Below are 23,548 nucleotides of genomic sequence, written 5' to 3'. Positions count from 1 at the left end.
GCCGCCGCCGGGCCCGGGTCGCTGTCCTCGCCAGGTCAGCCTGGGTATCCTTGGGCGCTGATGACGGTTTGAGATGGAGCCCTGGGTGAATAGATATCTACGCCTGGCTCTGGAGCTGTGCGGATTGGGTGCGTTATGGGGGCTGGGCAGCTGGCTGGCGACTGCCTTCGCCTTGCCGGTACCGGGCGGTGTGGTAGGGCTGGCCATGTTGCTCCTGCTGCTGGCGGCGCGTATCGTCGAACCCGAGTGGTTGCAGAATGGCGTGCGCCTGTTGCTCGGTGAGATGCTGCTGTTCTTCATCCCCGCCTTGCTGAGTCTGCTCGACTACGGTCCGCTGCTACGGCAGGAGGGGGTGCGCATCCTCCTCGCCATCCTGCTCAGCACGGTGCTGACCATGGTCGCCACCGCCTATACCGTGGACTGGATGTTCCGCCGCCGGGGACGCCGCGATGCTTGATCTGCCGGGACTCTTCTGGCTGCTGCTGACGGTGGCCGCCTATGGGGTGAGCCGGCTGCTCTATGCCCGCCTGCGCTGGTATGTGGTCAGCCCCATCATCTTCGTCACCGTACTGCTCTATGCCACCACCCTCTGGCAACAGGTGAGCTATGCGCAGTACGCCCATTACAGCCGTTGGCTGATCACCCTGTTGGGGCCGGCGACGGTCGCTTTCGCCGTGCCGATCTGGCAGCAGCGACGACTGCTGGCGCGCTACTGGCAGGCGCTGCTGGCGGGGCTGTGCGTGGGCAGCGGGGTCGCCATCGGCAGCTCCTGGCTGCTGGCCCGCCTGCTGCTGCTGGATGATCGGGTGCTGCTGTCGATGCTGCCACGCTCCATCAGCACGCCCTTCGCCATGCCGATGTCCGCCGCCGTCGGTGGCGTGCCTGAGCTGACGGCGGCCTTCGTCATGATCACCGGGCTGGGCGGTGCCATCCTCGGCAGCCTGTTGATCAAGCTGTTGCCGCTCAAGTCGGCCCTCGCCCGCGGCGCCCTATTCGGCATGGGCGCCCATGGCGTCGGCACCAGCAAGGCCTACGAGGTCGGCCTGGAGGAGGGTACCGTGGCCGGGCTGGTCATGGTGCTGGCCGGCCTGAGCAACCTGCTGGGTGCCCAGCTGGTGCTCTGGCTGCTGCACGGCTAGTGCAGGGTGGTCTTGGCGGCGCCCAGTTGCTCGAGGCGCCGCCGTACCTGCTCCCGCTCGGCCTCGTCTTCACTAATCAGCAGCGCGTGCTGCAGGTCGTAGCGCTCGGCCTGGGGACAGTCGAGTTGCCGATACAGATCGGCGCGCGCCAGGTGGTCGGCGACACCCGCGGCGCCCAGTTCGATGACGCGCTGGGCATCCTTGAGCGCCGCCAGCGGCTGGTCGCCCTGGCGGTGCAACTCACGCAGGTTGCGCGAGAGACGCTGCATCATCTGCCGGGGAGAGAGCGGCGCCAGGTAGGTCGCCTGCAGCCGCGCCGTGGGACCGAATTGATCTACCAGCAGTTGGCGACAGTCGTTCATGTACAGCCGGCGTCCGCCGAAGGGTTCGAGCAGGTGATCGGCACCGGGCACACGTAGCAGGAAATGACCGGGAAAGCCGATGCCTTGCAGCTCGATGTCCAGCCGCCGGGCCAGCTCCAGCGCCACCAGGGCGATGGACAGGGGTTGGCCGCGGCGCCGTACCAGCACCTCGTCGAGCAGGGCGGCGGTGGGGCGCAGGGGCCACTCGGCGGCGCGGAACCCGGCGTCGCACAGCTGCCGTAACAATTCCTGGGCACGCTCCGAGTGGCTGGCGTCGCCGTCCAGGCTGGCGACCAGCTGCAGCGCCAGGTCGTCCAGCGAGTGCAGCAGGGCACGGGGCTCGAGGTCCTGGCGATGCTCGGCGGCGATCCACAGGGCGGCTTCTAGCAGCCGGGGATCGGGGCGGTCCAGACAGGCGAGGCAGGCGAGACGCGACTCCACGGTAGACTCCAGGCCCTTGGGGCTTTTCCTGAGGTTTTAGCCTGCCGCTGCCCGCGCGTCCAGTCTGCGACAGTCGCGCACTGGCGGGCTGCCTGGCTTCTCGCTATAAGAACCCCCTGGCCACGGCGCCAGGGCAACCTGACGAAGGAGACTTTTCAGCATGGATGAATCCTTGAACGAACGCCTGCGGCCTCGTACGCACCTCCTGGCCAACGGCCTGGGCAAGCCGCTGGCCCGTCTGGCCAGTGATCGCGGTATGGCTGGATGGAGCGACCCGGTATGAAGTGGGCAGATGGCAGTCGCAAGCGCATGCACGATGGCGCCAATTCGCTGGGCAACCTGATGGTGGAAGGCTTCCACTATTGCGGTCTGTTCGCCATAGGCGCAGCCACGGCCTGGGCCTCGGTGATGGCCTTCATGGAGATGTTCGACAAAGGCCAGGCGAGCATCGATGACATCCTCCTGCTGTTCATCTATCTGGAGCTGGGTGCCATGGTCGGCATCTACTTCAAGACCAACCACCTGCCGATCCGGTTTCTGCTCTACATCGCCATCACTGCGCTGACCCGCTATCTGATCGGCGATGTCTCGCACCACCGGCCGCCGGATGTTGGCCTGCTGTATCTCTGTGGCGGGATTTTCCTGCTGTCGCTCTCGGTACTGGCGGTCAGGGTCGCCTCCAACAAGTTTCCTTCCAGCAAGGCCCTGGATGCGACGGGGGAAGCGGTAGGGGACAGCGCTGGAGAGAAATAAGCCGGGCGGCAGCGCTGCAGGAGCGGCGCCTTCCATCGCCTGTGCGGCGGGAGGCGCCCCTGGCGAGCAGGGCCGTGTCGGCCTGGATGCTCCACGAGCAGCAGGCCGCCTAGCCCAGCCAGCCGCTTGCTTCCCAGCCTTGGCCTAACGGTCCAGCGGCGCCAGCAGCTGGGCGAGGTCGGCCTCGGTCAGGCGCCAGTCGCCGGCGTTCTCGCTGAGGATGCCGGCGCTCAGCCGGGCCTTTTCCTGCTGCAGCTGCTGGATGCGCTCTTCCAGGGTGCCGCGGGCGATCAGCTTGTAGACGAACACCGGGCGATCCTGGCCGATGCGGTAGGCCCGGTCGCTGGCCTGCTGTTCGGCCGCCGGGTTCCACCAGGGGTCGAAGTGGATCACGGTATCGGCGGCGGTCAGGTTGAGCCCGCTGCCGCCCGCCTTGAGGCTGAGCAGGAACACCGGCACCTCGCCGCTCTGGAAGCGTTGCACCGGGGTGCGGCGATCACGGGTCTCGCCGGTCAGGGTGACGTACTCGATGCCGCGCTCATCGAGATCCGCTGCGATGAGATCGAGCATGCTGGTGAACTGGGAGAACACCAGGACCCGGCTGCCTCCCGGTAGCAGGGCGTCGAGTCTTTCGTTCAGCGCCGCCAGTTTCGCCGAGGGCTTGGCCACGGCATCGTCTTCATGGGGCACCAGGCGCAGGTCGCAACAGACCTGGCGCAGGCGCAGCAGGGCATCGAGGATCAGCAGCTGGCTGCGGCCGATCCCCTGGCGGGCGATCTCGGCGCGTACCCGTTCGTCCAGCATCAGGCGCAGGGCTTCGTAGCGCTCGCGCTGCGCCGGGCTGAGTTCGACCAGCTGGACGATCTCGGTCTTCGGCGGTAATTCGCTGGCAACCCGTTGCTTGGTACGGCGCAGCATGAACGGCCGCACCCGCGCCTTGAGCGCCGCCAGGCGCTGCACATTGCCTTCGCGCTCGACGGGGATGCGATAGCTCTGCTTGAAGGTCTTCTCGTCACCCAGCCAGCCGGGCATGAGGAAGTGGAATTGCGACCACAGCTCGCCCAGGTGGTTTTCCAGCGGCGTGCCGGTTAGGCACAGGCGATGGCGGGCGCGCAGGTGCCGGGCCGCCTGGGCGGCCTTGGTGGCGGCGTTCTTGATCGACTGGGCTTCGTCCAGTACCTGCAGATGGAAGTCGTAGCCGGCCAGGCGCTCGGCATCGCGCGGGAGCAGCGCATAGGTGGTGAGCACCACATCGTGCTCGGGAATGCGTTCGAAGCGGCTGCTGCGGGCGCTGCCCTGCAGGGTGAGGACGCGCAGGCCCGGCGCGAAGCGGGCGATCTCGTCCTGCCAATTGGGGATCAGGCTGGTCGGCATGACGATCAGCGCCGGCGCGGTGAGGCGGCCGGCCGCCTGCTCGACGAGGATGTGCGCCAGGGTCTGCAGCGTCTTGCCCAGGCCCATGTCGTCGGCGAGGATGCCGCCCACCTCCAGTTCGCGCAGGGCCTGCAGCCAGGCCACGCCCTCGCGCTGGTAGGGTCGTAATTCCGCGTGCAGGGTTTCGGGTAGCACCACCGGCTCGGCGGCGTAGCTGCGCAGGCGCTCGGCGAAGCTCCTTAGTCGCTCGCCGCCTTCCCATTCCAGCGGCAGGCGCTCGTCCAACTCGGCCAGGCGCGCGGCATCGAGGCGGGGCAGACGCAGGGCACGGTCATTGGGCAGGCGCTCGGTGGCATAGAGCTCGCCGAGGATCTGCAGGATCGGCTTGAGTCGCCCCAGGGGGACGGCGACCCGCTGTACCCGGCCCTGTTGGCCGGCCATTCGCGGCGGTTCGATGCGCAGCAGCACCGGCTCGTCGTCAGGACGCTTGGCCAGGATCCCCGGTTCGTACTGGGAGGGTTCGCGGCGAATGGCGTCGATCAGCAGCGGGATCAGGCTGACGCGGCGCTGACCCAGGCGAATGCCCAGTTCGACGTCGAACAGGCCGGTAGCGGCCTGGTCTTCCACCTCTTCGAGGTGGCCGTACCAGCCTTCCACCGGCGTGAGATCGAAGGTGAATTCCGGCTGGGCCTCGATCTGCCAGCCACTCTCGCGCAGGGTCGGGATGACTTGCTGCACGAACCTGAGCCAGGCGGGATCGTCAGGCAGCTCGAACATCTCGCCACATTCCTCGGGCAGGGCGGCGCTGCGCCGAGTCGCTAGGCGCAGGCCATGGTCGATCAGCGTCTGGCGCCAGCGCTGCTCGGCAGCCAGCTGGCGGGCGGGATAGTCGGCGCCCGGAGTGCGCGGCGGCGTGCCGAATACCCGGCGCTGACCATACTGGAAGGCCAGGGCGGCGCGGTGCCTTACGGTGGGCCGCATCTTGCCGATGTGGCGGTCGTAATCGATCTGGGTGTGGCTGCCGAGGGTCAGGATCGGCTGCGGCAGGTCCGGGTTGGCGACCGGCACGCTCGGCAGATCGGCCTCGCAGCGCTGCAGGCGTTCGAGTTCGATGAGGGCCGCGGCGGCATGCTTGCAGTTGCGGCCGACCGGACAGGTACAGCGGGCTTCGACCCGCCAGGCGGATTCGCCCGGGCGCAGGGTGATCGCCTGGCGATAGGCCGGGCCGGCCGGGCTGCTGCACTCGGCGTAGACCTGCCCCTTGGCGGCCGAGCGGAGCTGTACCAGCCCGTCGAGGACCAGGCGCCGGCCGCGCTCGTAGTTGCGCTCCGTGAAGGCGCCCTTCCAGTCCTGCCACTTGAGCCGTTCGAAACGTAACGCCATCGTTCACCCAGGCTGTTCGTACCAAACCGGCTATTCTGCCACAGTCCACCAGGCACTCGTTGGACTCCCTTGCACTTTGTGAGAATGAGAATATAGTGCATTTAGGAATTGGGGAGCGAGACGATGCGCGAACAACCGTTAGCCAGCCTGGCCCTTGTCGATACCCTCAATGCGCAGGCCAGGCGGGAAGGCCGCCTGCGTTCCTTGCAGCGCTACATCCTCGTCGTCTGCAGCCTAGGCGTCATGGGCGCGGCGGCGCTGCATCTGGCCTACCTGGCCGGTGCCAGTGGCTAGTCCGACGAGCCGCTCCTTGGGCCGCGGCGCAGGGCGCAAGAAAAAGCCCCGACCAGTCGCCTGATCGGGGCTTTTCGAGGCCTTACCCGCCTGGACGGGTGATGCCTGGCGCTGTGACTCAGACCAGCAGGTCGCCCACGCGGTACATCTTCATGGTGTTGGTGCCGTCACGCTTGGTGTAGCTGTCGCCCTTGGTCAGGATCACCCAGTCACCGTGCTCGACGATACCGCGCTTGAGCAGCTCGTCCACGGCGGCCTGGCTCACCTTGTTCGCCGGCATGGTGGTCGGGTCGAAGGGGATGGTGTGCACGTTGCGGAACAGCGCGGTGCGGGCCTGGGTGGCGCGGCTGGAGGCGAAGGAGAAGATCGGCACCGAGGAGCGCAGGCGCGACATGATCAGCGGGGTGTAGCCGGTGTCGGTCAGGCTGATGATGGCCTTCACGCCGGGGAAGTGGTTGGCCACGTAGATGGAGGCCAGGGCGATACTCTCGTCCCAACGGGTGAAGGTCTGGCCCAGGCGGTGGCTGGACAGCTTGCTGGTGGGCTGCTTCTCGGCGCCGACGCAGACGCGCGCCATGGCCTTGACCGCTTCCACCGGGTACTGGCCGGCGGCGCTCTCGGCGGAGAGCATCACGGCGTCGGTGTTGTCGAGCACGGCATTGGCCACGTCGGAGACTTCCGCACGGGTCGGCATGGGGCTGCTGATCATCGACTCCATCATCTGGGTCGCGGTGATCACCGCCTTGTTGAGCCTACGCGCGTGGGAAATGATGCGCTTCTGGATGCCTACCAGTTCGGCGTCGCCGATTTCCACGCCCAGGTCGCCGCGGGCCACCATGACGGCATCGCTAGCCTGGATCAGGCCATCCAGCGCTTCGTCGTTGGCGACGGCTTCGGCGCGTTCGATCTTGGCCACCAGCCAGGACTTGCCACCGGCGGCTTCCATCAGGCGCCGGGCTTCGTTCATGTCTTCGGCATCACGCGGGAAGGACACCGCCAGGTAGTCGACCTCCATGGAGGCGGCCAGCTTGATGTCCTCGCGGTCCTTGTCGGTCAGCGCCGGCGCGGTGAGACCGCCACCACGGCGATTGATGCCCTTGTGGTCGGACAGCGGACCGCCGATCAGGGTGGTGCAATGCAGTTCGGTGGCGGTGACGCCTTCCACGCGCAGCACGACGCGGCCGTCGTCCAGCAGCAGCTCGTCGCCCACGCGGCAGTCGGCGACCAGGCCCGGGTAGTCGATGCCGACCACTTCCTCGGTGCCTTCGGTGCGCGGATGGGCAATGGACAGGCGGAAGGGATCGCCGACCTTGAGTTCGATACGCTTATTGACGAACTTGGCGATGCGGATCTTCGGACCCTGGAGGTCGCCGAGCAGGGCGACGTGACGGCCGTGCTTGGCGGCGAGATCCCGTACCAGCTGACCACGGGCCCGGTGCTCATCGGGCGTTCCATGCGAGAAGTTCAGCCGGGCGACGTCGATGCCGGCGATGATGAGCTGCTCGAGGACTTCCGGAGAATTGCTGGCCGGGCCTAGGGTGGCGACGATCTTGGTACGGCGATAAATCATGCAGTCTTTCCTTTAGCGGATTGCAACCATGAGTCGGCGCCCGAGCGCCGAGTCGACGTAGAACACGAAGCGCAGCTCATTGTAGCGCTCCCGCGTGGCCAGCACATGACGGCTTTTCGCAGCTTCGTCACACCGATGGTCGTTCGTCCTCAAGAAGCTGGCCCCGGCGCCGATCTAGCGAACAGGAGGACTTTCCATGCGCCCTTATCTCTGCCTGTTCCTGCTGCTCGGCCTGACGGGCTGTACCAGTGTCTCGATGAATTCCTATCTCGATGCCGCCTACAAATCCTATGCGGAAGGCGACTGTGCCAATGCCCTGCTGCAGATCTCCCAGGCCGAGCGCAAGGGCAGGGCGAGGCCCTGGCTGCAACCGGAATTCTCCATGCTGCGCGGCCAGTGCCTGGAGCAGCAGCAGCTGTACGGCGACGCCGCCCAGACCTATCGTTTCATCCAGGCCCGCTATCCGGCCAGCGAATATGCCTATCGGGCCCAGGCCCGACTGGACACCCTGCGCCAAATGGGGCTAGATGGCGGAACGGCCGTTGCGACGCCCCAACCGGTGCGAAACCTACCGCAGCGCTGAGCTTTCCAGGACGTTGTCGGTAAAGTGGCTTTACCGTGTGCAGGATGAATCGCACCATGACTCAGAATCGTCGTATCGAGCGCCACCAGCTGCCCTACTACCTGAAGGTGTTCAACCGCTTCACCGACAAGCCCATGGGCTACATCGGCAACATCTCCCGCGAGGGGCTGCTGATGATCAGCCAGCTGCCCATGTTGGTGAATGCGCGTTTCGAACTCCGGCTGAAGATTCCCGGCCAGGACGGCCAGCTGCATTTCGTCGACTTCGATGCTCGCTGCCAGTGGAGCCATGAAGACGTGACGCCGGGCAACTACGATTCCGGCTTCAGCGTCGCCGAGCCGCCGCCCGAGTTCGCCGAGCTGATCGGCGTGCTGCAGCACTATTTCACCTTCGGTCGCCTGTCGCAGTCGGCGATCTGAGCGCCTTGCTCTTCCAGGCGCCGTAGCAGGCGGGTCTGCAGATCCGCCGTATGACTGGCCGCCAACCAGCTCACGCCCAGGCGCTCCAGGCGCCTGGCCAGCCGCTCGCTGCGGATCTCGGTCTGCCAGGCTTCGGCGTAGCGCCGGGCACTGCGCCAGCCGCTAATCTCGCGAGGCTCCCCGGCGAGTCGTAGCGAGGTGCCGACCACCCAGAGCTGCAGTCCGCGCCCGGCCAGGTCCAGGCGGGCGAGCCAGTCCACTGCCGCTTCCTCCAGCGGTGCCACCACCAGGATGACACTCCCAGGCGCGGCCTGGCGGCATAGTCGTGCCAGTGCGGATTGCAGGTCGCCGGCGGCAGTCGGTCGCGGCGGAAGCGGATCGGGCCGGACCGGGGGACGTCCGGGCGCGGCCGCCGCCAGCAGGCGCAACTCGGGCGCCAGGCCATACAGGCGCACCTCATTGCCACCGACCGCTAGATTGCGCCACAGCTCCAGCACCTGGTCGCGGTCCTGTCGCCAGGCGTCGAGGCCGCTGGGCGCCTGGTTGTCGAGCAACAGGTGCCAGGCAGTGGGGTACCGCGGAGTCCTCGATGGGCGCGGAACGGCAGGCGGATGCTGCCAGAGTCCCACCCAGCGCCAGCGCGGACTCTGCCGCTCCAGGATCGCCAGGGCCAACACCAGCGCGGCAGCCGCCGCGGGCAGTCCTTGCCAAAGGGGTGGCACCGCGATCCCCAGGACCAGGCTGGCCAGGGCCAGGATGACCAGGACGAGTGGGAAGCGGCGGCTCGGGGTCATGGGCGTGGTGCCGGACATTGCCCCAGCAGCTTGAGGATCTGGCCATCGAGGCTGTCACCCTCGAATTCCCGTTCCGGGGTCAGCCGCAGGCGCGGACGCAGCACGCCTGGCAGCGCGTTGCGGACGTCCTCGCCCGCGACCGTGGCGCTGCCGCGCAGGAAGGCCTGAGCCTGGGCGAGACGCAGCAGCGCCTGGCCCGCCCGCGGACCGGCGCCCTGGTCGAACGCCGGCCAGTCCCGGGTAAGGCGGATCAGGCGCACGGCGTAGTCCAGCACAGACTCCGGGACCGGCAGGCTCGCCACCAGGCGCTGCAGGGCGGGCAGATCCCGCGCGTGCAGCAGGGGGCGCAGCGCCGCTGCCTCCAGGGGGTCGCCGTAGCCCTGCTGGACGACCTGGCGCAAGGCGGCCAGCTCTTGGCTTTCCGCGGGCCAGTCCAGGCGTAGCTGGCTGAGGAAACGATCCCGTAGCGCCAGGGGCAGGTCGTGGCCCGGCGCCCGGGTGGCGATCACCAGGAAGGGCGCCGGCAAGGGTACCTGGCGGCCCTCCAGCAGCACCTGGCGACTCTGCAGCGCATCGTCCAGGAGATTGAGGACTACCGCCGGGGCGCGGTGGAGATCCTCGATCAGGACCAGCGGGTTGAACAGCGGCCCGCGTCGGAGACGGGCACTGTCCTGGCCGCTGTCCAGAACGATCTCCCCGGCGACCTCGGCCAGGGTTTGTGTCGGATGGCAGTGCAGGCGGGCGAAGCCGGCTTCCAGGCTGGCAGCCAGGGCTCGGGCGAGCAGCGTCTTGCCGGATCCGGTGGGGCCTTCCAGCAGCAGGTGCCCCCCCGCCAGCAGGGTCGCGAGCAGGCCGTCCACGGCGGTCTCCTGCGCCGGCAATACCCTGAGCAGCGCCTGCCGCAGCGCCTGCACGCGGGCCAGGGCGCGCGCCTTGACGCTCGCCTCACCGGGATCCGCCGGGTTGGCATCAGGAAGGGCGGTGTCGGTCATCGGAATTCCTCGGGCTAAGGGTGCGCAAGGCCAGGCGCAGCTGGCGCAAGTGGACGATACGGCGGGTGAAGTCCTTGCCGGACAGGCGCGCCGGCCCGGGGCGCAGCGCCTCGCCCACCGCGCGGATGCTCAGGCCGCTCAGGCGCGCCAGATAGTGCCAGTGCTCCGCCACGCCCTGGTCGGCAAATTCGGGGCGGCGGCGATGCAGGTCGCGCTGGATGTCACGCTGCAGTGCGGCGACCAGCTCCGGCCAGCGATGGGCCGCGCGGCTGCCGCCGCCCGTCCGCCACCGCCAGAGGGTCAGCGCCAGTGCCAGCAACAGGGTGGCCACGCCGAAGCGCTGCAGCAGGTCGAGCCACAGCGGAACGGGTGGCGTCGGCGCGACGATGACGACCGCTGCGCCCTGGGTCAGGTACCACAGCAGCCAGGCGTTGTCGTACTGGGGCAGGCGCCCATTGCTCCAGAGCTCGGTGTCCGATAGCAGGGTGACGCTACCCTCGCCCCAGGGTAGCAGCAGCAGATGCGTGGCGCTGGCGCTGCTCGCCCAGGCCACGGCCTGGTCGCCGACATCGAACAGGTGGCGACTGTCGTCGAAGCCGAGGTAGGCGGGGGCGTCGTCGTCGGCCAGATACAGCTGCGTCAGGTTGGGCCAGAGCGGCAGGGCCATGATGGGTTGCGGCGTGCCGCTCAACTCGCGGGTGGGCATCGGCCTCACGCCGAGGGTCGCACTGAGGGCCAGGGTGCTGTCGTCGGCGACCGCCACCAGTCGGCCACCCGACTCGACCCAGTCCAGCAGGCGCTGGGCGTCCTGTTCGGTGAGGGGTGGATTGCCGGCCAGCCAGAAGCGTACGCCCCCTGTCGACGGCAGTTCGCCGAGGTGCTCGGGGCTGCTGCGCTGCACCGGACTGCCGAGCCGGCGCAGGTAGGCCGCCGCGAGCGCCTGCGGGTCCTGGCTGCTTGCGGTCGAGGCGGCGAGCTCGGTGGCGAGCTGGTGGGCGGCGCGGCTGTCGAGTCCCTGGTGGGTCAGTCGCAGGCTTGCCGGCCCACTGTCGGCCTGCGGCGGTAGCGGGCAGGACAACGGCTCCGGCTCGGCGAGGCAGGCCAGGGACAGCGTCAGGGCCAAGCCGGCGGCGCCCAGGCGCGCGCCGAGCAGTCGGCACCTGACGCGAAAGGAGAGCCGATCGACTGAACGCATGCGGGGAGCGGATACACGGATGGACAGACTCCAGAGCCTAGCGGGTGCGGGGGGCCGGGAGCAAGGCGCTCGACGATGCTAGACTGCGCCGATTCTAGGGGAGGGCGGTGTGACTCAAAGTATCTTCTGGTACGACTTCGAGACCACGGGGATAGATCCACGGCGGGATCGTCCGCTGCAGGTCGCCGGGGTGCGTACCGATCTCGACCTCAATGAAATCGCCGAACCGCTCAATCTGCATTGCCGGCTGAGCGACGATGTCCTGCCGCATCCGCGTGCCTGCCTGGTCACCGGCATCCTGCCGGATACCCTGCAGCGTCAGGGACTGCGTGAGCGGGAGTTCCTGCAGCGCCTTCACGACGAGCTCGCGCGGCCCAATACCTGCACGGTCGGCTACAACAACCTGCGCTTCGACGATGAAATGGTGCGGCACAGCCTGTACCGCAACTTCCATGATCCTTATGGCCGCGAGTGGCAGCAGGGTAACAGTCGCTGGGATGTGCTTGGCCTGATCCGCGCCCTCTATGCCTTCCGCCCGGAGAGCCTCACCTGGCCGGAGGAGAACCAGCGCGTCTCCCTGCGGCTGGATCGTCTCACCCTGGCCAATGGCATCGAGCATGGCCAGGCCCATGATGCCCTGGCGGATGTCCGGGCGACCCTGGCCCTGGCGCGATTGGTCAGGCAGCGCCAGCCGCGGCTCTATGACTATCTCTGGACGCAGCGACAGAAAAAGGCGGTCCAGACGCGTATCCGCCTGCTCGAACCCCTGCTGCACGTCTCCGGCCGCTTCAGTGCCGAGCGGCACTTCCTCGCGCCGGTCCTGCCGCTGGCCTGGCATCCGGTCAATCGCAACGCCCTGATCGTCTGCGACCTCGGCGCCGCGCCCGAACCCCTGTTCGAACTCGATGCCGATACCTTGCGCCAGCGCCTCTACACCCGTCGCGAGGATCTGGCGGAGGGCGAGCTGCCCGTGCCGCTCAAGCTGGTGCAGATCAACAAATGCCCGGTCCTGGCGCCTTTCAGTGTGTTGCGTCCCGCGGATCTGGAGCGCCTGCAGTTCGACCTGGCCGCGGTGTGGCGCGCCGTCAGCCGCCTGCTCGACCAGCGCTCGAACTGGCAACCCAAGCTCCGCGAGCTCTACACCGAGTCTGCCGCGTTCGCAGGACAGGGACAGGATGCGGAGTTGAGACTCTATGACGGCTTCATCGATGCCGAAGAGCGAAGCCTTTGCGAGCGAGTTCGCCAGTGTCCTGCCGAACAATTGAGCGTCCAGACGTGGGCCTTTCGTGACGAACGTCATCCCGAATTGTTCTTTCGCTACCGTGCCCGTAACTTTCCCGAGTTACTCACGGCGGAAGAGGGCGCGCGTTGGCGGGAATTCTGTCGGCTACGACTCTTGAAGGAAGAAGGACAAGGCCAACTGACCTGCGGTCAATTCTTCACCCTGGCCGAACAGCTGCGGGGTGAAGTATCCAGTGATCTATTGCCCATTCTCGATGCCTGGTCCGCCCATGTTCGCGCCGTGATGCAGCGGTTGGAGAGTTCGGTCGAGAGTGCGACTTAACGTCGCGACAAATGGCGCGACAACTTTTTTGCTAGGAAACATTGCCAGGGATGGCAAGTTTCTTAAGAACGGCATCCAGACTTATGGGCCGTCGTCGCACAGCGCGAAGTGAGTCTTGTACCCAATCCAGCCGCAGGCAGCTGCCAGCGAAAATCCAGGATCGAAAAGAGTAGCGCCGATGGCGCAGCACTCCGCTGTTACAGGGCGGTGAGCCGCGGGCTGCACCCCAGCGAGACGAAAAAAACGCCGGCGAACCGGCGTTTTCAGATCAATCCAGCAGGGTCGCCCAGGACTCTACGTCGTCCGAGCCCCACTTGGCCTTCCACTCTTTCAGGGTCTTGTGATTGCCACCCTTGGTTTCAATCACTTCGCCGTTGTGCGGGTTCTTGTACTGCTTGACCTTGCGCGCGCGCTTGGGGGTGCTGGCAGTATTGGCCTTGGTGGTACGAGCTTGGCGTGCGGGCTTGGCTTCGCTATCGAGGATGCCAATGATGTCACGCAGCGACTTCTGATACTCACCCATCAAGGAACGGAGTTTCTTTTCGAACTCCAGTTCGCGTTGCAGTTTGTCATCCTGCTGCAGCGACTTCAGGCGCTCCTGCAGTTCCTTGATGGCTTCTTCGGTCTGGCGATATTCATTGATGAGCGACATGGCTGGCCTTTGTTTGCTGCTGATGCAGAGATGAAAGTGCCTGTATCATAGGTTGGCTATCGGGATAAGTAAACTAGGCGGGCACCGCTGAATAATTAACAGACCAACTGTTTCTTGGCGGGACTTTCGCCGCAACCCATAACTTTCATTGCGGCCTTGGCGGAACTTCGCACAGCGCGATTGTTTTACCGCTCCGCTTCCACGACCGGATCCTCCAGCCACGTTGCCTGTGCACCGCTCGACGCTGCCTGCGACTGCGCCTAGAATGCAGCCCCTTTTCGTTCGAGGTTGTGCTATGCAAACGTTTCGTCTGGTGATCGCCTGTCCGGACGGGGTAGGTATCGTGGCCAAGGTCAGCAACTTCCTGGCGACCTATAATGGCTGGATAACCGAAGCGAGCCACCATTCGGATACGGAGAGTGGCTGGTTCTTCATGCGCCACGAGATCCGCGCCGACTCCCTGCCGTTCGACCTCGCGGGCTTCCGCCAGGCCTTCGCGCCCATCGCGCGGGAGTTTTCCATGCAGTGGCGGATTACCGATTCGGCCCAGCGCAAGCGCGTGGTGCTCATGGCCAGTCGCGAATCCCATTGCCTGGCCGATCTGCTGCACCGCTGGCACAGCGGCGAGCTGGATTGCGAGATTCCCTGCGTCATCTCCAACCACGACACCCTGCGCAGCATGGTCGAGTGGCATGGCATTCCCTTCTTCCACGTACCGGTCGATCCGGCCGACAAGCAGCCGGCCTTCGACGAGGTGTCGCGGCTGATCGACCTGCACCAAGCGGACACCGTGGTGCTGGCGCGCTACATGCAGATCCTGCCGCCCGATCTCTGCGCCCGCTACGCCCACCAGGTGATCAACATCCACCACAGCTTCCTGCCGTCCTTCGTCGGGGCCAAGCCCTATCACCAGGCGGCCCAGCGGGGCGTCAAGCTGATCGGTGCCACCTGCCACTACGTGACCGAGGAGCTGGATGCCGGCCCCATCATCGAGCAGGACGTGGAGCGCGTCAGCCACAGGGACAACGTCGAGGACATGGTCCGCCTCGGCAAGGACGTCGAGAAGATGGTGCTGTCGCGTGGTCTGAGATACCACCTGCAAGAGCGGGTCATGGTGCATGGCAACAAGACCGTCATCTTCGACTGACCGCGACGCCCCGGCGGTACCCGGTACCGCCGGGGCGCCACCGCGCCTGGGCGAGGGCTGCCTGGCCCGCTATGACCTGCAGGGCCTCGCCGCCGAGAGCGGCGCCGATTTCAGCGCGGCCGCGGAGCTGTGGCATCGGTTGCAGAAGGCTGCGGACCCCGCCGCTGCGCCGGACGAGGGCGAAGCGGCGGCTGCCGCTCAGTCGTCCTGAGCGACGGACTCGGCGCTGGTCTTGGCCTTGAGGTCGGCGATCTTGCGGACTTCCGACGCGAACACCTCGTCCTGCACGGTAGGACGTTTCTTCCAGGGTTTGCGATCGGGCTTGGGCTGGGCGGCGTAGGTGACGATTTCGCCACCGTATACATCCTGATAGCGCTGGGCCTGGCGTTCCAGTTCAGCGCGAAGTTGGTCTTTGGTCACGGGTTCGATCTTGTTCGAGTGTCGCGAGGGGCGAGCGGTCGCCAGGACCGCTCGCAGCCGGTGCGCCCAGGGGCGCGGCTGCGGAGTCTAGCCGCCGCGAGGCCCTTTGCCTATCCCGCTCAATCGCGGATCCGCATCGACAGGTCGATGGCCTTGACGTCCTTGGTCAGGGTGCCGATGGAGATGTAGTCGACCCCAGTCTGGGCGATACCCAGCAGGGTGTCTTCGTTGACCCCGCCCGAGGCTTCCAGCTTGGCCCTGCCCGCCGTCAGGGCGACCGCCGTGCGCATGTCGGCCAGGCTCAGCTCGTCGAGCATGACGATGTCGGCCCCCGCGGCCAGGGCCTGTTCCAGTTCGCCGAGGTTTTCCACCTCGACCTCCACCGGTCGGCCCGGTGCCAGTTGGCGGGCCGCGGTCACCGCCTGGGCGATGCCACCACAGGCGGCGATGTGGTTTTCCTTGATCAGGAAGGCATCGAACAGGCCGATGCGGTGGTTGTGGCAGCCCCCGCAGGTGACCGCGTACTTCTGGGCGCGGCGCAGGCCGGGCAGGGTCTTGCGGGTGTCCAGCAGGCGTACCTGGGTGTCTTGCACCTTGTCGGCATAGTGGCGGCAGCGGGTGGCGGTGCCGGACAGCAGCTGCAGGAAGTTGAGGGCGCTGCGTTCGCCGGTGAGCAGCGCCCGCGCCGGGCCCTGGAGTTCGAACAGCACCTGATCCGGCGCCACCCGCTCGCCATCGGCCACGTGCCAGGTGACCGCTACCTGCGGATCCAGGACCCGGAAGACTTCATCGACCCAGGCCGTGCCCGCCACGACCGCCGTTTCGCGGGTGATGATCCGCGCCCGGGCGTGCTGGTGGGCGGGAATCAGGCCTGCCGTGAGGTCGCCACTGCCGACGTCTTCGCGCAGCGCGGCGGCGACGTTGTCGGTGATGACCTGGGCAAGCTCGGGCAGGGTGGCGCTGGACATGAACGGACTCCGGTAGGGGATAGCGGCGGACGCGCGGGCAACTTTAGGGGAGGTTGACGATCTGAGATAGACAACGTTGAGTTATTCTAAGGGCAGGCGCTGTCGGACAGGTGCCTTGTGAACCCTGTCATGTACTGTGCAGATGCCGATTGGTCGATGCCGTAGCAAAGCAAATAATGGCACTTCGACAACGTTTCACCTCGCGGCCAGGGCGGCCAACGTTGTTCAATGCTCCTGTAGTGGAACGCGATTCAGCCGAACGCAAGAACGGTTGTGGGAGGCGGTGGTGCAGAACGACGTAAACGTAGTTCATTTCAAGGCGCTCGGGGAGTCCTCTTCCCGATTGCCCGCGGTACTTTTGCCGGTTCGAGATCGCGCCGCTCAGCGACTCAATGCCTCTTTGCAGCAGCTGTTCGACAATGCCGACGATGCCTTGTTCGAGATGGCCGACCGGGCTGGCAGCAACCAGGAACAGAGCCTCTACTTCGAAGCCATGCGCGACCTGCGCCTGCGGCGCAAGAGTATCGAGCGCAGCTTTCTCCAGCAGTACTTCGAGCGCTTCGCGGCGCTGAACAACCTGGTCGGCAGCAAGCCGGAGATGCGCCTCGACAGCGTCTCCTACGAAGACCTGAGCCTGGTGCAGAACGATGCGCTGGAAGAGAGCGTGGCGGTCGACACCATGGTGGCTAAGGCGCTGAGCAACAACGCCATGGCCATCAGTCACCTGACCATCAGATTCAATACCCAGCTGTCGAGCAAGCTGGACGACGCGACCCATCCCCTGGGGCCGCGCCGGCTGTGCGAGGCCTTCGTCGAGGCTTGTCGCGATCTCGATACCGACATCAAGGTCAAGCTGATCATCTACAAGCTGTTCGAGCGCTTCGTGCTCAATGGCCTCGGCCAGCTGTACGCGGAATCCAATCGGCAACTGGTCGATGCCGGCGTGCTGCCGCAGCTCAAGGCCATTCCCCAGCAGGTGCCGGGGCGCTCGGCCAAGGGCTACAGCGGTCGTACGCCGGCGCACGTCAACAGCGAAGACGATGGCCAGGAACTCTTCGGTACCCTGCAAGGGCTCCTCGCCCAGTTGCGTGCCCCGAACGGCGGCAGCCTGGGTGGCGCGCCGTCCGCTGACAGCGGTGCGGCGACCGGCGATGGCCAGGTCATCACCAGCTACGACCTCATGCGCCTGCTGTCCCACCTGCAGCAGCAGATTTCCAGCCAGTCCCTGGACGGTTACGACCTCAAGGCACAGCTGGGCGTGGCGCTGGGAAGGATCAGCGAGCGCTCCGGACGAAAGCGGGTGGTGGGCCAGGTCGACGAGGACGTCATCAATCTGGTGGCGATGCTCTTCGAATTCATTCTCGACGACCTCACGCTGCCGGATTCGCTGAAGGCGCTGATCGCCCGGCTGCAGATCCCCATGCTCAAGGTCGCGGTGCTCGACAAGACCTTCTTCAGTCGTGGCAGCCATCCGGCGCGGCGGCTGCTCAACGAGATCGCCGCCGCCTCCCTGGGCTGGGGTGAGCAGAGCGATCTGCAGCGCGACGGCCTCTACCAGAAGATCGAACAGATCGTGCAACGGCTGCTGAGCGACTTCGTCGACGACCCGGAGATCTTCGCCGAGCTGCTGGCCGATTTCATGGCCTACGTCAGTGACGAGCAGCGCCGCAGCGAGTTGCTCGAACAGCGTACCCGTGACGCCGAAGAAGGGCGTGCCCGGGCGGAGATCGCCCGGTTGCAGGTCGAGCACGTGCTCAGCCAGCGCCTGCAGGAGCACCAGTTGCCGGCCGCCGTGCAGCGGGTGCTGCGCGAGGCCTGGAGCCAGGTCCTGCTGCTGACCTGCCTGAAGCAGGGCTACGATTCCAGCGAGTGGCGCGCGGCGCTGCAGACCATGGACGATCTGATCTGGAGCATCCAGCCGCACTACGACGTGGCCTCGCGCCAGCGGCTGCTGGAAATGGTCCCCGGCTTGCTCAAGGCGCTGCGTGAAGGCCTGGCGAGTGCCGCCTTCGATCCCTTCTCGACCTCCGAATTCTTCACCGAACTCGAATCGCTGCACGTGCAGACCTTCCAGCAGACCCGCGCCGAGCCGGTCGACGCCGAGGTGGCGGCCGCGGTGCCCGCGCCGGCGCCTGTCGAAGAACCCTTCGAGCTGCCGCGCGGCGGTGATCGGATCGCCGGGCTGACCAGTGAATCCCTCGACTGGGTGGATGCGCTGTCGGTGGGGGCCTGGCTGGAGATCCTCGATGTGGAGCAGAAGCTGCGCTGCAAGCTGGCCGCGATCATCCGGCCCATGGGGCGCCTGGTCTTCGTCAACCGGACCGGCATGAAGGTGCTGGACCGGACGCGCGAAGAGCTGGCGCTGGATTACCAGGAAGGCCGGGTACGGCTGCTGGACGATGCGCTGCTGTTCGACCGGGCCATGACCTCGGTGATCGGCAACCTGCGCGGCCAGTCGTCGTCCTGAGGCAGCGGTACCCATAAAAAAGCCGTTCCTCGGGACGGCTTTTTCGTATCCGCGCGGCTGCGGCTCAGTGCAGCTTCAGGCGCGGCTCGGTCTTGCGTCTGAGGTGATCGCCGGCGAACAGCGCCAGGGCGCGCAACGGACCATAGAGGGCGACCTGGTGCATCCGGTAGAGGGAGACGTAGAAGGTCCGCGCCAGCCAGCCTTCCAGGGTCAGGTTGCCCAGAGCGCCGCCCATGAGGTTGCCGACGGCACTGAAGCGCGACAGCGAGATCAGGGAGCCGTAGTCCTTGTAGTGGTATTCGGGCAGCGGCCGACCGTCCAGCAGTGCCTTGAAGGTCTTGACCAGCAGGGAGGCCTGCTGGTGGGCCGACTGGGCCCGGGGTGGCACGGTGCGGGTGTCGCCCGGGGTCAGGGGGCAGGCCGCGCAATCGCCCAGGGCGAAGACATTGGCATCGCGGGTGGTCTGCAGGGTCGAGTGCACCACCAGCTGGTTGATGCGGTTGGTCTCGAGGCCGGCCAGCTCCTTGAGAAAGGCCGGGGCGCGGATGCCGGCCGCCCAGACCTTGAGGCTGGCGGGGACGAACTCGCTGGCGGTCTGCAGGCCATCGGCGCGAACTTCCTTGACCGCCGAACCGGTCAGCACCCGTACCCCGAGCTTTTCCAGGGTGCGATGGGCCTGCCCGGCGATGCGCTCCGGCAGGGCCGGCAGGATGCGCGGACCGGCCTCGACCACGGTGATACGCAGGTCTTCGGGACGGATGCGGTCGAGACCGTAGGCCTGCAGTTCCTCGGCGGCGTTGCGCAGCTCGGCGGCCAGCTCCACGCCGGTGGCGCCGGCGCCGACGATGGCGACCTCGATGAATTCACCCGGCTGCTCGCTGATGTGGGCGCGCAGGTAATGGGTCAGCAGTTTGCGGTGGAAGCGCTCGGCCTGGGCACGGGTGTCGAGGAAGATGCAGTTCTCCGCCGCGCCTGGGGTGCCGAAGTCGTTGGTGGTGCTGCCGATGGCCAGGACCAGGGAGTCGTAGCCGATCTCCCGTTCGGGCACCAGGATGGCACCGTCGTCCTCGATGGCCGCCAGCTGGACCTTGCGCCGATCACGATCCAGGCCGGTCATGCGGCCGAGCTGGAAATCGAAGTGGTTCCACTTGGCCTGGGCGACGTAGCTCAGTTCGTCCTCGGTGGAGTTGAGCGATCCGGCGGCGACCTCGTGCAGCAGGGGTTTCCAGATATGGGTCGCGTTGGCGTCGATCAGCACGATCTTGGCCTGGCCACGCTTGCCCAGCTTACGGCCCAGGCGGGTGGCCAGTTCCAGGCCGCCGGCGCCGCCGCCGACGATAACGATGCGATGGGTCATGGAAGGTACTCATAGGGAAGGAAAGCGCTGGCCGGTCCGGGCGCGTCGCCGCAAGCGGGCGCAGTCCCGGGCCGGACGGAATCTGGGGACGTCGAGGCGGCTGAAAAGCGCGGCAGCCAAGGTGGAAGATGGGCGAAAAGCCAGGGGTTTCAAGGGCAACGGCATGCATTCGCCTGCATGAAGAGGTTCGCCACGACGAGAGGTAGGCCTAGTTTAACTGGGCTGGAGCAGCCATTCGACCCTAGGGATACTGGGGTCAATCCAGCACCTCCACCCGGTCGCCGAGACGGATGATGCCGCTCTCCAGCACTCGGGCGGTGAGGCCGCCGTGGCCGCGCATGGCCTGGAAGGTACCCGGACCGAGCCGGTCTTCCAGACGCGCGCAGGGTTGGCACCAGCCGGTGGTTTCCAGCACCGCCTGGCCGATGCGAAAGCGGCGATTCTTCAGGCTGAAGAGATTGATCCCGGCGATGGCCAGATTGCGCCTGAGGTCGCCGGGGGCGACCGGCCTGCCGATCAGGGCGGCGACCACCGGCAGGTGTTCCCACTGGATGAGGGTTACCTGGCGCTGGTTGCGTGGCGTGGGCCGGGCATGGTCGCCGGTCAGGCCGGCATCCCGCCGGGCTTCGACCGCCTCGATCTCGACCATGGGCGCCCGGGCCACGGGCCGCACGCCGATCCAGCGGACCGCGCCGGACTGGGGAACCTGGGCGAGCAAATCTTTGAGTGGGATCATGCAGCTCCTCGACGCTAAGGTGGTGCCTGGCCGGCCGGTAGGGCAGGATAACGGCCTCGATGGATCACCTGGGAGAGGATGCCATGCGCGGGAGAGCCTTGGCGTTGTTGCTGTCGTGTCTGCTGCTGCCCCTGACCGCCTTGGCGCTCGAGCCAGGTGAGCGCGTCGCGCCCTTTACCCTGCTCGATCAGCGCGACCAGCCCTATACCTTCGATGATCGCGCGCAGGTGCTGCTGGTCGCCCGCAGCATGACCGGATCCGGGTTGGTGAAGGAAGCCCTGCGCGACCAGCCCGCGGGCTTCATCGATGGCACCCGGGTGGTCTATGTCGCAGACATCAGCGGCATGCCCGCCGCCATCACCCGGCTGTTCGCCGTGCCGGCCATGCGCAAGTACGGCTATCCCGTGCTGCTCGACCGCGAATCGCGGGTTGCGCCCCGGTTTCCCGGGGATGCGGACAGGGTGCTCTGGATCATGCTCGATCATGGGCGCTTCGTCGGCCAGCGTGAGTTCAGCGATGCCATCGCCCTGCGCGATGCGCTCAAGGCCAAGGCGCGCTGATGGACGGGGTCTTCGTCGAGGGCTGGTACCGTGAGGCGCGGCTGTGTCCGTCGCCCAATCATAACGAGCGGCCGGCCGGCACCGAGGTGTCGCTGCTGGTGATCCACAACATCAGCCTACCGCCCGGGCAATTCGGCACCGGTTGTGTCCAGGCGTTCTTCCAGAATCGGCTCGACCACACGGCCCATCCCTTCTTCCAGGAAATCGTCGACCTCCGGGTGGCTGCCCACTTCCTCATCGAGCGCGAGGGCGCGGTGACCCAGTTCGTCTCCTGCGACCAGCGTGCCTGGCACGCCGGGGTTTCCTCCTTCGAGGGGCGCGACAACTGCAACGACTTCTCCGTCGGCATAGAACTCGAAGGCACCGATGACCAGGCCTACAGCGACGCCCAGTACCGGGCCCTGGAGCGCCTGACCCGGGCGTTACAGCGCGCCTATCCCGCGATCACCGCCGCGCGGATCCAGGGACACAGCGACATAGCGCCGGGGCGCAAGACCGATCCGGGTCCCGCGTTCGACTGGCCGCGTTTACACGAGGCACTGCAGGACTAGGCCAGTTGGCCGGGGTCCCAGCCGAACACCGCGCAGGCGTTGCGGGTGGTGGTCGCGGCCAGGGTTTCGGCCGAGACGTTCCACAGCGGCGCGAGGGCCGCACAGATGGCCGGCAGGTGGGTCGGGCTGTTGCGCACGTCGGGGTGCATTGCTGGCGGCATGTCCGGGGCATCGGTCTCCAGGACGATGGCCTCCAGCGGCAGTCGCGGCAGCACGCGCTGCAGGCGTTTCGCCTGGGGCCAGGTCGGCGCGCCGCCCAGGCCGATCTTGAAGCCCAGACGCAGGTATTCCCGCGCCTCCTCGTAGCTGCCGGAGAAGGCATGGGCGATGCCGGCCCGGGGTGGCCTGAGGCGCTTGAGGATCTTCACCACGTCGGCATGGGCACGGCGCACGTGCAGCAGCACCGGCAGTTCCAGCTCCATGGCCAGGCGCACCTGCTGCTCGAAGAACCAGGCCTGGCGCGGCTTGTCCGGCGCCTCGATGAAATAGTCCAGACCGATCTCGCCGATGGCACACAGCCGTCGGTCCGCTCGACGGTCCAGGCAGAAGGCCCGCAGCGCGTCGAGATCGACGTCCTGATGACGCTGCAGGTACAGCGGATGCAGGCCTGGCGCTGCATGCAAGCCTGGATTTTCCATAGCCACCCGCCAGAGTTGCGGCCACTGCTTGCGCTCCACGCCGATCAGCACCTGGCGCACCACGCCCAGGCGCGCGCACTGGGCCAGCAGGGTCGACCGCTCGGCGTCGAAGCCTGGATAGTCCAGATGGTTGTGGGTGTCGATCAGCAGGCTCATGGCAGGCGGTGTTTGAGGACCCTCGGAATGGCTTGGACCCCGGGCAGGTAGTGGTCGTTTTCCAGGGCATCCAGCATCAGCTCCAGGGCCCGCTCGGTGATGACCTCGTGCTGCTGGGAGATGGCGTTGACCTTGAACGGCAGGTAGTCCAGCAGCTGGGTATCGCCGAAGGTGGCCAGGCGCAGGCCGTCGCCCTCGGCCAAGGGGTGGTCGCGCAGGACGTCCAGCACCCCCTGCAGCAGCACATAGGAGGTGGTCAGCAGGGCTTCGGGCCAGTGGCCGAGCTCCTCGATCATCGCCTGCGCCTGGGCGCGCCCGCCGTCGCGGCTGTAGTGGGGCGCATGGCGCTCCCAGTGGCGCGCCGGGTGGTCGACGAGGGCGGCGGCGAAGCCGGCGGCGCGTTCGCGGCTGATGACCAGGTCGGGGCGGGCGCCGATCAGGGCGATACTGCGGGTATCGGGGGTGAGCAGGGTGGCCGCCAGTTGCCGGCCGGCGGCATGGTCATCGCTGACCACCGAGCAGAACTGGGTGGGGTCGAGCTGGCGATCGATGGCGATGATCGGGATGCTGTGTTCCTGCAGTTGCCGGTAGGGGGCGTCGTCCTCGGCCAGGCTGCTGGCAGTGAACAGGCCGTCGCACCGGCGCGCCCGGAACAGCGCGATGAGCTGGCGCTCGCTGTCGGGATTGTCGTCCGTGCAGGCGATCAGCAATTGGTAGCCGCGCGCCCGTGCCCGCCGCTCCAGTTGCTTGGCCAGTCGGGCGTAGCTGGGGTTTTCCAGGTCGGGCAGCAGGAAACCCAGGGTATGGGTAGCCCCGCGGCGCAGGCCGGCGGCGCGCTGGTCGGGCTGGTAGCCATGGGCTTCGACCACCGCCATGACCCGCGCCACGGTGGCCGCGCTGATGCGTCGCTGCGCGGCCTTGCCGTTGATGACATAGCTCGCGGTGGTGAGGGATACGCCAGCCAATTGGGCGATGTCGCTGAGTTTCACGCCTGTTCCTCATCGGACCTGAAGCGCCTGCGGGATACGGCAGA

At 66.9% G+C, this 23,548-nt stretch carries 26 protein-coding genes; 13 read left to right on the top strand and 13 right to left on the bottom strand.

Annotation, left to right across the window (positions count from 1 at the left end; translation table 11 throughout):
* Positions 1-73 precede the first annotated feature (73 nt).
* Together ACYJP6_RS22845 and ACYJP6_RS22840 are read left to right on the top strand one after the other, a co-directional pair.
* On the top strand, positions 74-457 hold the full coding sequence (locus ACYJP6_RS22845; protein ID WP_459478158.1) for a CidA/LrgA family protein: 384 nt from the start codon (positions 74-76) through the stop codon (positions 455-457).
* On the top strand, positions 450-1,139 hold the full coding sequence (locus tag ACYJP6_RS22840; protein WP_459478156.1) for an LrgB family protein: 690 nt from the start codon (positions 450-452) through the stop codon (positions 1,137-1,139). The genes ACYJP6_RS22845 and ACYJP6_RS22840 overlap by 8 nt, the downstream gene beginning before the upstream one ends.
* On the opposite strand, the gene ACYJP6_RS22835 is transcribed toward ACYJP6_RS22840, so the two are convergent.
* Positions 1,136-1,942, bottom strand: coding sequence for a SirB1 family protein (locus ACYJP6_RS22835; RefSeq protein WP_459478154.1), 807 nt, complete (start codon positions 1,940-1,942; stop codon positions 1,136-1,138). The two genes, ACYJP6_RS22840 and ACYJP6_RS22835, sit on opposite strands and share 4 nt — an antisense overlap.
* A gap of 160 nt (positions 1,943-2,102) precedes the next feature.
* Here ACYJP6_RS22835 and ACYJP6_RS22830 point away from each other — a divergent pair, with 160 nt between their 5' ends.
* Together ACYJP6_RS22830 and ACYJP6_RS22825 are read left to right on the top strand one after the other, a co-directional pair.
* Positions 2,103-2,225 carry a hypothetical protein gene (locus ACYJP6_RS22830; protein ID WP_459478152.1) on the top strand — a complete coding sequence of 41 codons (123 nt, stop codon included), beginning with the start codon at positions 2,103-2,105 and terminating at the stop codon, positions 2,223-2,225.
* Positions 2,222-2,695 carry a phosphate-starvation-inducible protein PsiE gene (locus ACYJP6_RS22825; protein ID WP_459478150.1) on the top strand — a complete coding sequence of 158 codons (474 nt, stop codon included), beginning with the start codon at positions 2,222-2,224 and terminating at the stop codon, positions 2,693-2,695. The genes ACYJP6_RS22830 and ACYJP6_RS22825 overlap by 4 nt, the downstream gene beginning before the upstream one ends.
* A 144-nt stretch (positions 2,696-2,839) precedes the next feature.
* Here ACYJP6_RS22825 and ACYJP6_RS22820 read toward each other — a convergent pair whose 3' ends face one another.
* The gene (locus ACYJP6_RS22820; RefSeq protein WP_459478148.1) at positions 2,840-5,452 is read right to left on the bottom strand and encodes a DEAD/DEAH box helicase; all 2,613 of its coding nucleotides are present in this window, start codon (positions 5,450-5,452) and stop codon (positions 2,840-2,842) included.
* 123 nt (positions 5,453-5,575) lie between these two features.
* Here ACYJP6_RS22820 and ACYJP6_RS22815 point away from each other — a divergent pair, with 123 nt between their 5' ends.
* On the top strand, positions 5,576-5,746 hold the full coding sequence (locus ACYJP6_RS22815; protein ID WP_459478146.1) for a hypothetical protein: 171 nt from the start codon (positions 5,576-5,578) through the stop codon (positions 5,744-5,746).
* A 118-nt stretch (positions 5,747-5,864) separates the two neighbouring features.
* Here the strand turns inward: ACYJP6_RS22815 and pyk are convergent, their stop codons facing one another.
* Positions 5,865-7,316 (bottom strand): pyruvate kinase, encoded by a 1,452-nt coding sequence (gene pyk, locus ACYJP6_RS22810; RefSeq protein WP_058763606.1) that lies wholly within the window; start codon positions 7,314-7,316, stop codon positions 5,865-5,867.
* 196 nt (positions 7,317-7,512) lie between these two features.
* Between pyk and ACYJP6_RS22805 the strand changes: the two genes are divergently transcribed.
* Together ACYJP6_RS22805 and ACYJP6_RS22800 are read left to right on the top strand one after the other, a co-directional pair.
* The gene (locus ACYJP6_RS22805; protein ID WP_459478143.1) at positions 7,513-7,899 is read left to right on the top strand and encodes a tetratricopeptide repeat protein; all 387 of its coding nucleotides are present in this window, start codon (positions 7,513-7,515) and stop codon (positions 7,897-7,899) included.
* Positions 7,900-7,955: 56 nt separating this feature from the next.
* The gene (locus ACYJP6_RS22800; protein WP_459478141.1) at positions 7,956-8,318 is read left to right on the top strand and encodes a PilZ domain-containing protein; all 363 of its coding nucleotides are present in this window, start codon (positions 7,956-7,958) and stop codon (positions 8,316-8,318) included.
* Here the strand turns inward: ACYJP6_RS22800 and ACYJP6_RS22795 are convergent.
* The 3 genes from ACYJP6_RS22795 to ACYJP6_RS22785 are packed head-to-tail and all read right to left on the bottom strand — an operon-like array spanning position 8,279 to position 11,299.
* A complete protein-coding gene (locus ACYJP6_RS22795; protein WP_459478139.1) occupies positions 8,279-9,112 on the bottom strand; it encodes a hypothetical protein in 834 nt (277 codons plus the stop codon). The two genes, ACYJP6_RS22800 and ACYJP6_RS22795, sit on opposite strands and share 40 nt — an antisense overlap.
* On the bottom strand, positions 9,109-10,104 hold the full coding sequence (locus ACYJP6_RS22790) for an AAA family ATPase (RefSeq protein WP_459478137.1): 996 nt from the start codon (positions 10,102-10,104) through the stop codon (positions 9,109-9,111). The genes ACYJP6_RS22795 and ACYJP6_RS22790 overlap by 4 nt, the downstream gene beginning before the upstream one ends.
* Positions 10,082-11,299, bottom strand: a complete 1,218-nt coding sequence (locus ACYJP6_RS22785; protein ID WP_459478135.1) for a DUF4350 domain-containing protein — start codon at positions 11,297-11,299, stop codon at positions 10,082-10,084. Before ACYJP6_RS22785 ends, ACYJP6_RS22790 begins: the two co-directional genes overlap by 23 nt.
* Before the next feature lie 109 nt (positions 11,300-11,408).
* Here ACYJP6_RS22785 and sbcB point away from each other — a divergent pair, with 109 nt between their 5' ends.
* Positions 11,409-12,863, top strand: a complete 1,455-nt coding sequence (gene sbcB / locus ACYJP6_RS22780; protein ID WP_459478133.1) for an exodeoxyribonuclease I — start codon at positions 11,409-11,411, stop codon at positions 12,861-12,863.
* A 268-nt stretch (positions 12,864-13,131) separates the two neighbouring features.
* Here the strand turns inward: sbcB and mvaT are convergent, their stop codons facing one another.
* A complete protein-coding gene (gene mvaT / locus ACYJP6_RS22775) occupies positions 13,132-13,515 on the bottom strand; it encodes a histone-like nucleoid-structuring protein MvaT (RefSeq protein WP_459478131.1) in 384 nt (127 codons plus the stop codon).
* 295 nt (positions 13,516-13,810) lie between these two features.
* Here mvaT and purU point away from each other — a divergent pair, with 295 nt between their 5' ends.
* Both purU and ACYJP6_RS22765 read left to right on the top strand, forming a co-directional pair.
* Positions 13,811-14,662, top strand: coding sequence for a formyltetrahydrofolate deformylase (gene purU / locus ACYJP6_RS22770; RefSeq protein ID WP_145007245.1), 852 nt, complete (start codon positions 13,811-13,813; stop codon positions 14,660-14,662).
* Positions 14,634-14,873, top strand: a complete 240-nt coding sequence (locus ACYJP6_RS22765; protein ID WP_459478128.1) for a hypothetical protein — start codon at positions 14,634-14,636, stop codon at positions 14,871-14,873. Before purU ends, ACYJP6_RS22765 begins: the two co-directional genes overlap by 29 nt.
* Here ACYJP6_RS22765 and ACYJP6_RS22760 read toward each other — a convergent pair.
* Both ACYJP6_RS22760 and nadC read right to left on the bottom strand, forming a co-directional pair.
* Positions 14,861-15,082, bottom strand: a complete 222-nt coding sequence (locus tag ACYJP6_RS22760) for a hypothetical protein (protein WP_145007247.1) — start codon at positions 15,080-15,082, stop codon at positions 14,861-14,863. The genes ACYJP6_RS22765 and ACYJP6_RS22760 overlap by 13 nt on opposite strands.
* Before the next feature lie 119 nt (positions 15,083-15,201).
* Positions 15,202-16,050: a carboxylating nicotinate-nucleotide diphosphorylase gene (gene nadC, locus ACYJP6_RS22755; protein WP_459478126.1), complete on the bottom strand. Its 849-nt coding sequence runs from the start codon at positions 16,048-16,050 to the stop codon at positions 15,202-15,204.
* Positions 16,051-16,336: 286 nt separating this feature from the next.
* Here nadC and ACYJP6_RS22750 point away from each other — a divergent pair, with 286 nt between their 5' ends.
* Entirely contained in the window at positions 16,337-18,517 is a 2,181-nt protein-coding gene (locus ACYJP6_RS22750; RefSeq protein WP_459478124.1) for a DUF1631 domain-containing protein, read from the top strand.
* 64 nt (positions 18,518-18,581) lie between these two features.
* On the opposite strand, the gene ACYJP6_RS22745 is transcribed toward ACYJP6_RS22750, so the two are convergent.
* Positions 18,582-19,874: an NAD(P)/FAD-dependent oxidoreductase gene (locus ACYJP6_RS22745; protein ID WP_459478122.1), complete on the bottom strand. Its 1,293-nt coding sequence runs from the start codon at positions 19,872-19,874 to the stop codon at positions 18,582-18,584.
* Between the two features lie 256 nt (positions 19,875-20,130).
* The gene (locus ACYJP6_RS22740; RefSeq protein ID WP_459478120.1) at positions 20,131-20,610 is read right to left on the bottom strand and encodes an MOSC domain-containing protein; all 480 of its coding nucleotides are present in this window, start codon (positions 20,608-20,610) and stop codon (positions 20,131-20,133) included.
* A 59-nt stretch (positions 20,611-20,669) separates the two neighbouring features.
* Here ACYJP6_RS22740 and ACYJP6_RS22735 point away from each other — a divergent pair, with 59 nt between their 5' ends.
* Both ACYJP6_RS22735 and ampD read left to right on the top strand, forming a co-directional pair.
* Positions 20,670-21,170 (top strand): FAD/FMN-containing dehydrogenase, encoded by a 501-nt coding sequence (locus ACYJP6_RS22735; protein WP_459478118.1) that lies wholly within the window; start codon positions 20,670-20,672, stop codon positions 21,168-21,170.
* Positions 21,170-21,721: a 1,6-anhydro-N-acetylmuramyl-L-alanine amidase AmpD gene (ampD, locus tag ACYJP6_RS22730; protein ID WP_459478116.1), complete on the top strand. Its 552-nt coding sequence runs from the start codon at positions 21,170-21,172 to the stop codon at positions 21,719-21,721. The genes ACYJP6_RS22735 and ampD overlap by 1 nt, the downstream gene beginning before the upstream one ends.
* On the opposite strand, the gene ACYJP6_RS22725 is transcribed toward ampD, so the two are convergent.
* On the bottom strand, positions 21,718-22,515 hold the full coding sequence (locus tag ACYJP6_RS22725) for a TatD family hydrolase (RefSeq protein WP_459478114.1): 798 nt from the start codon (positions 22,513-22,515) through the stop codon (positions 21,718-21,720). The genes ampD and ACYJP6_RS22725 overlap by 4 nt on opposite strands.
* Positions 22,512-23,504: a catabolite repressor/activator gene (gene cra / locus ACYJP6_RS22720; protein WP_459478112.1), complete on the bottom strand. Its 993-nt coding sequence runs from the start codon at positions 23,502-23,504 to the stop codon at positions 22,512-22,514. The genes ACYJP6_RS22725 and cra overlap by 4 nt, the downstream gene beginning before the upstream one ends.
* Positions 23,505-23,548: the final 44 nt, after the last annotated feature.

Source organism: Pseudomonas sp. No.117, assembly GCF_054558395.1.
Note: the sequence above shows the minus strand (reverse complement) of the source record. Positions and strands in the feature narration are given on the sequence as shown.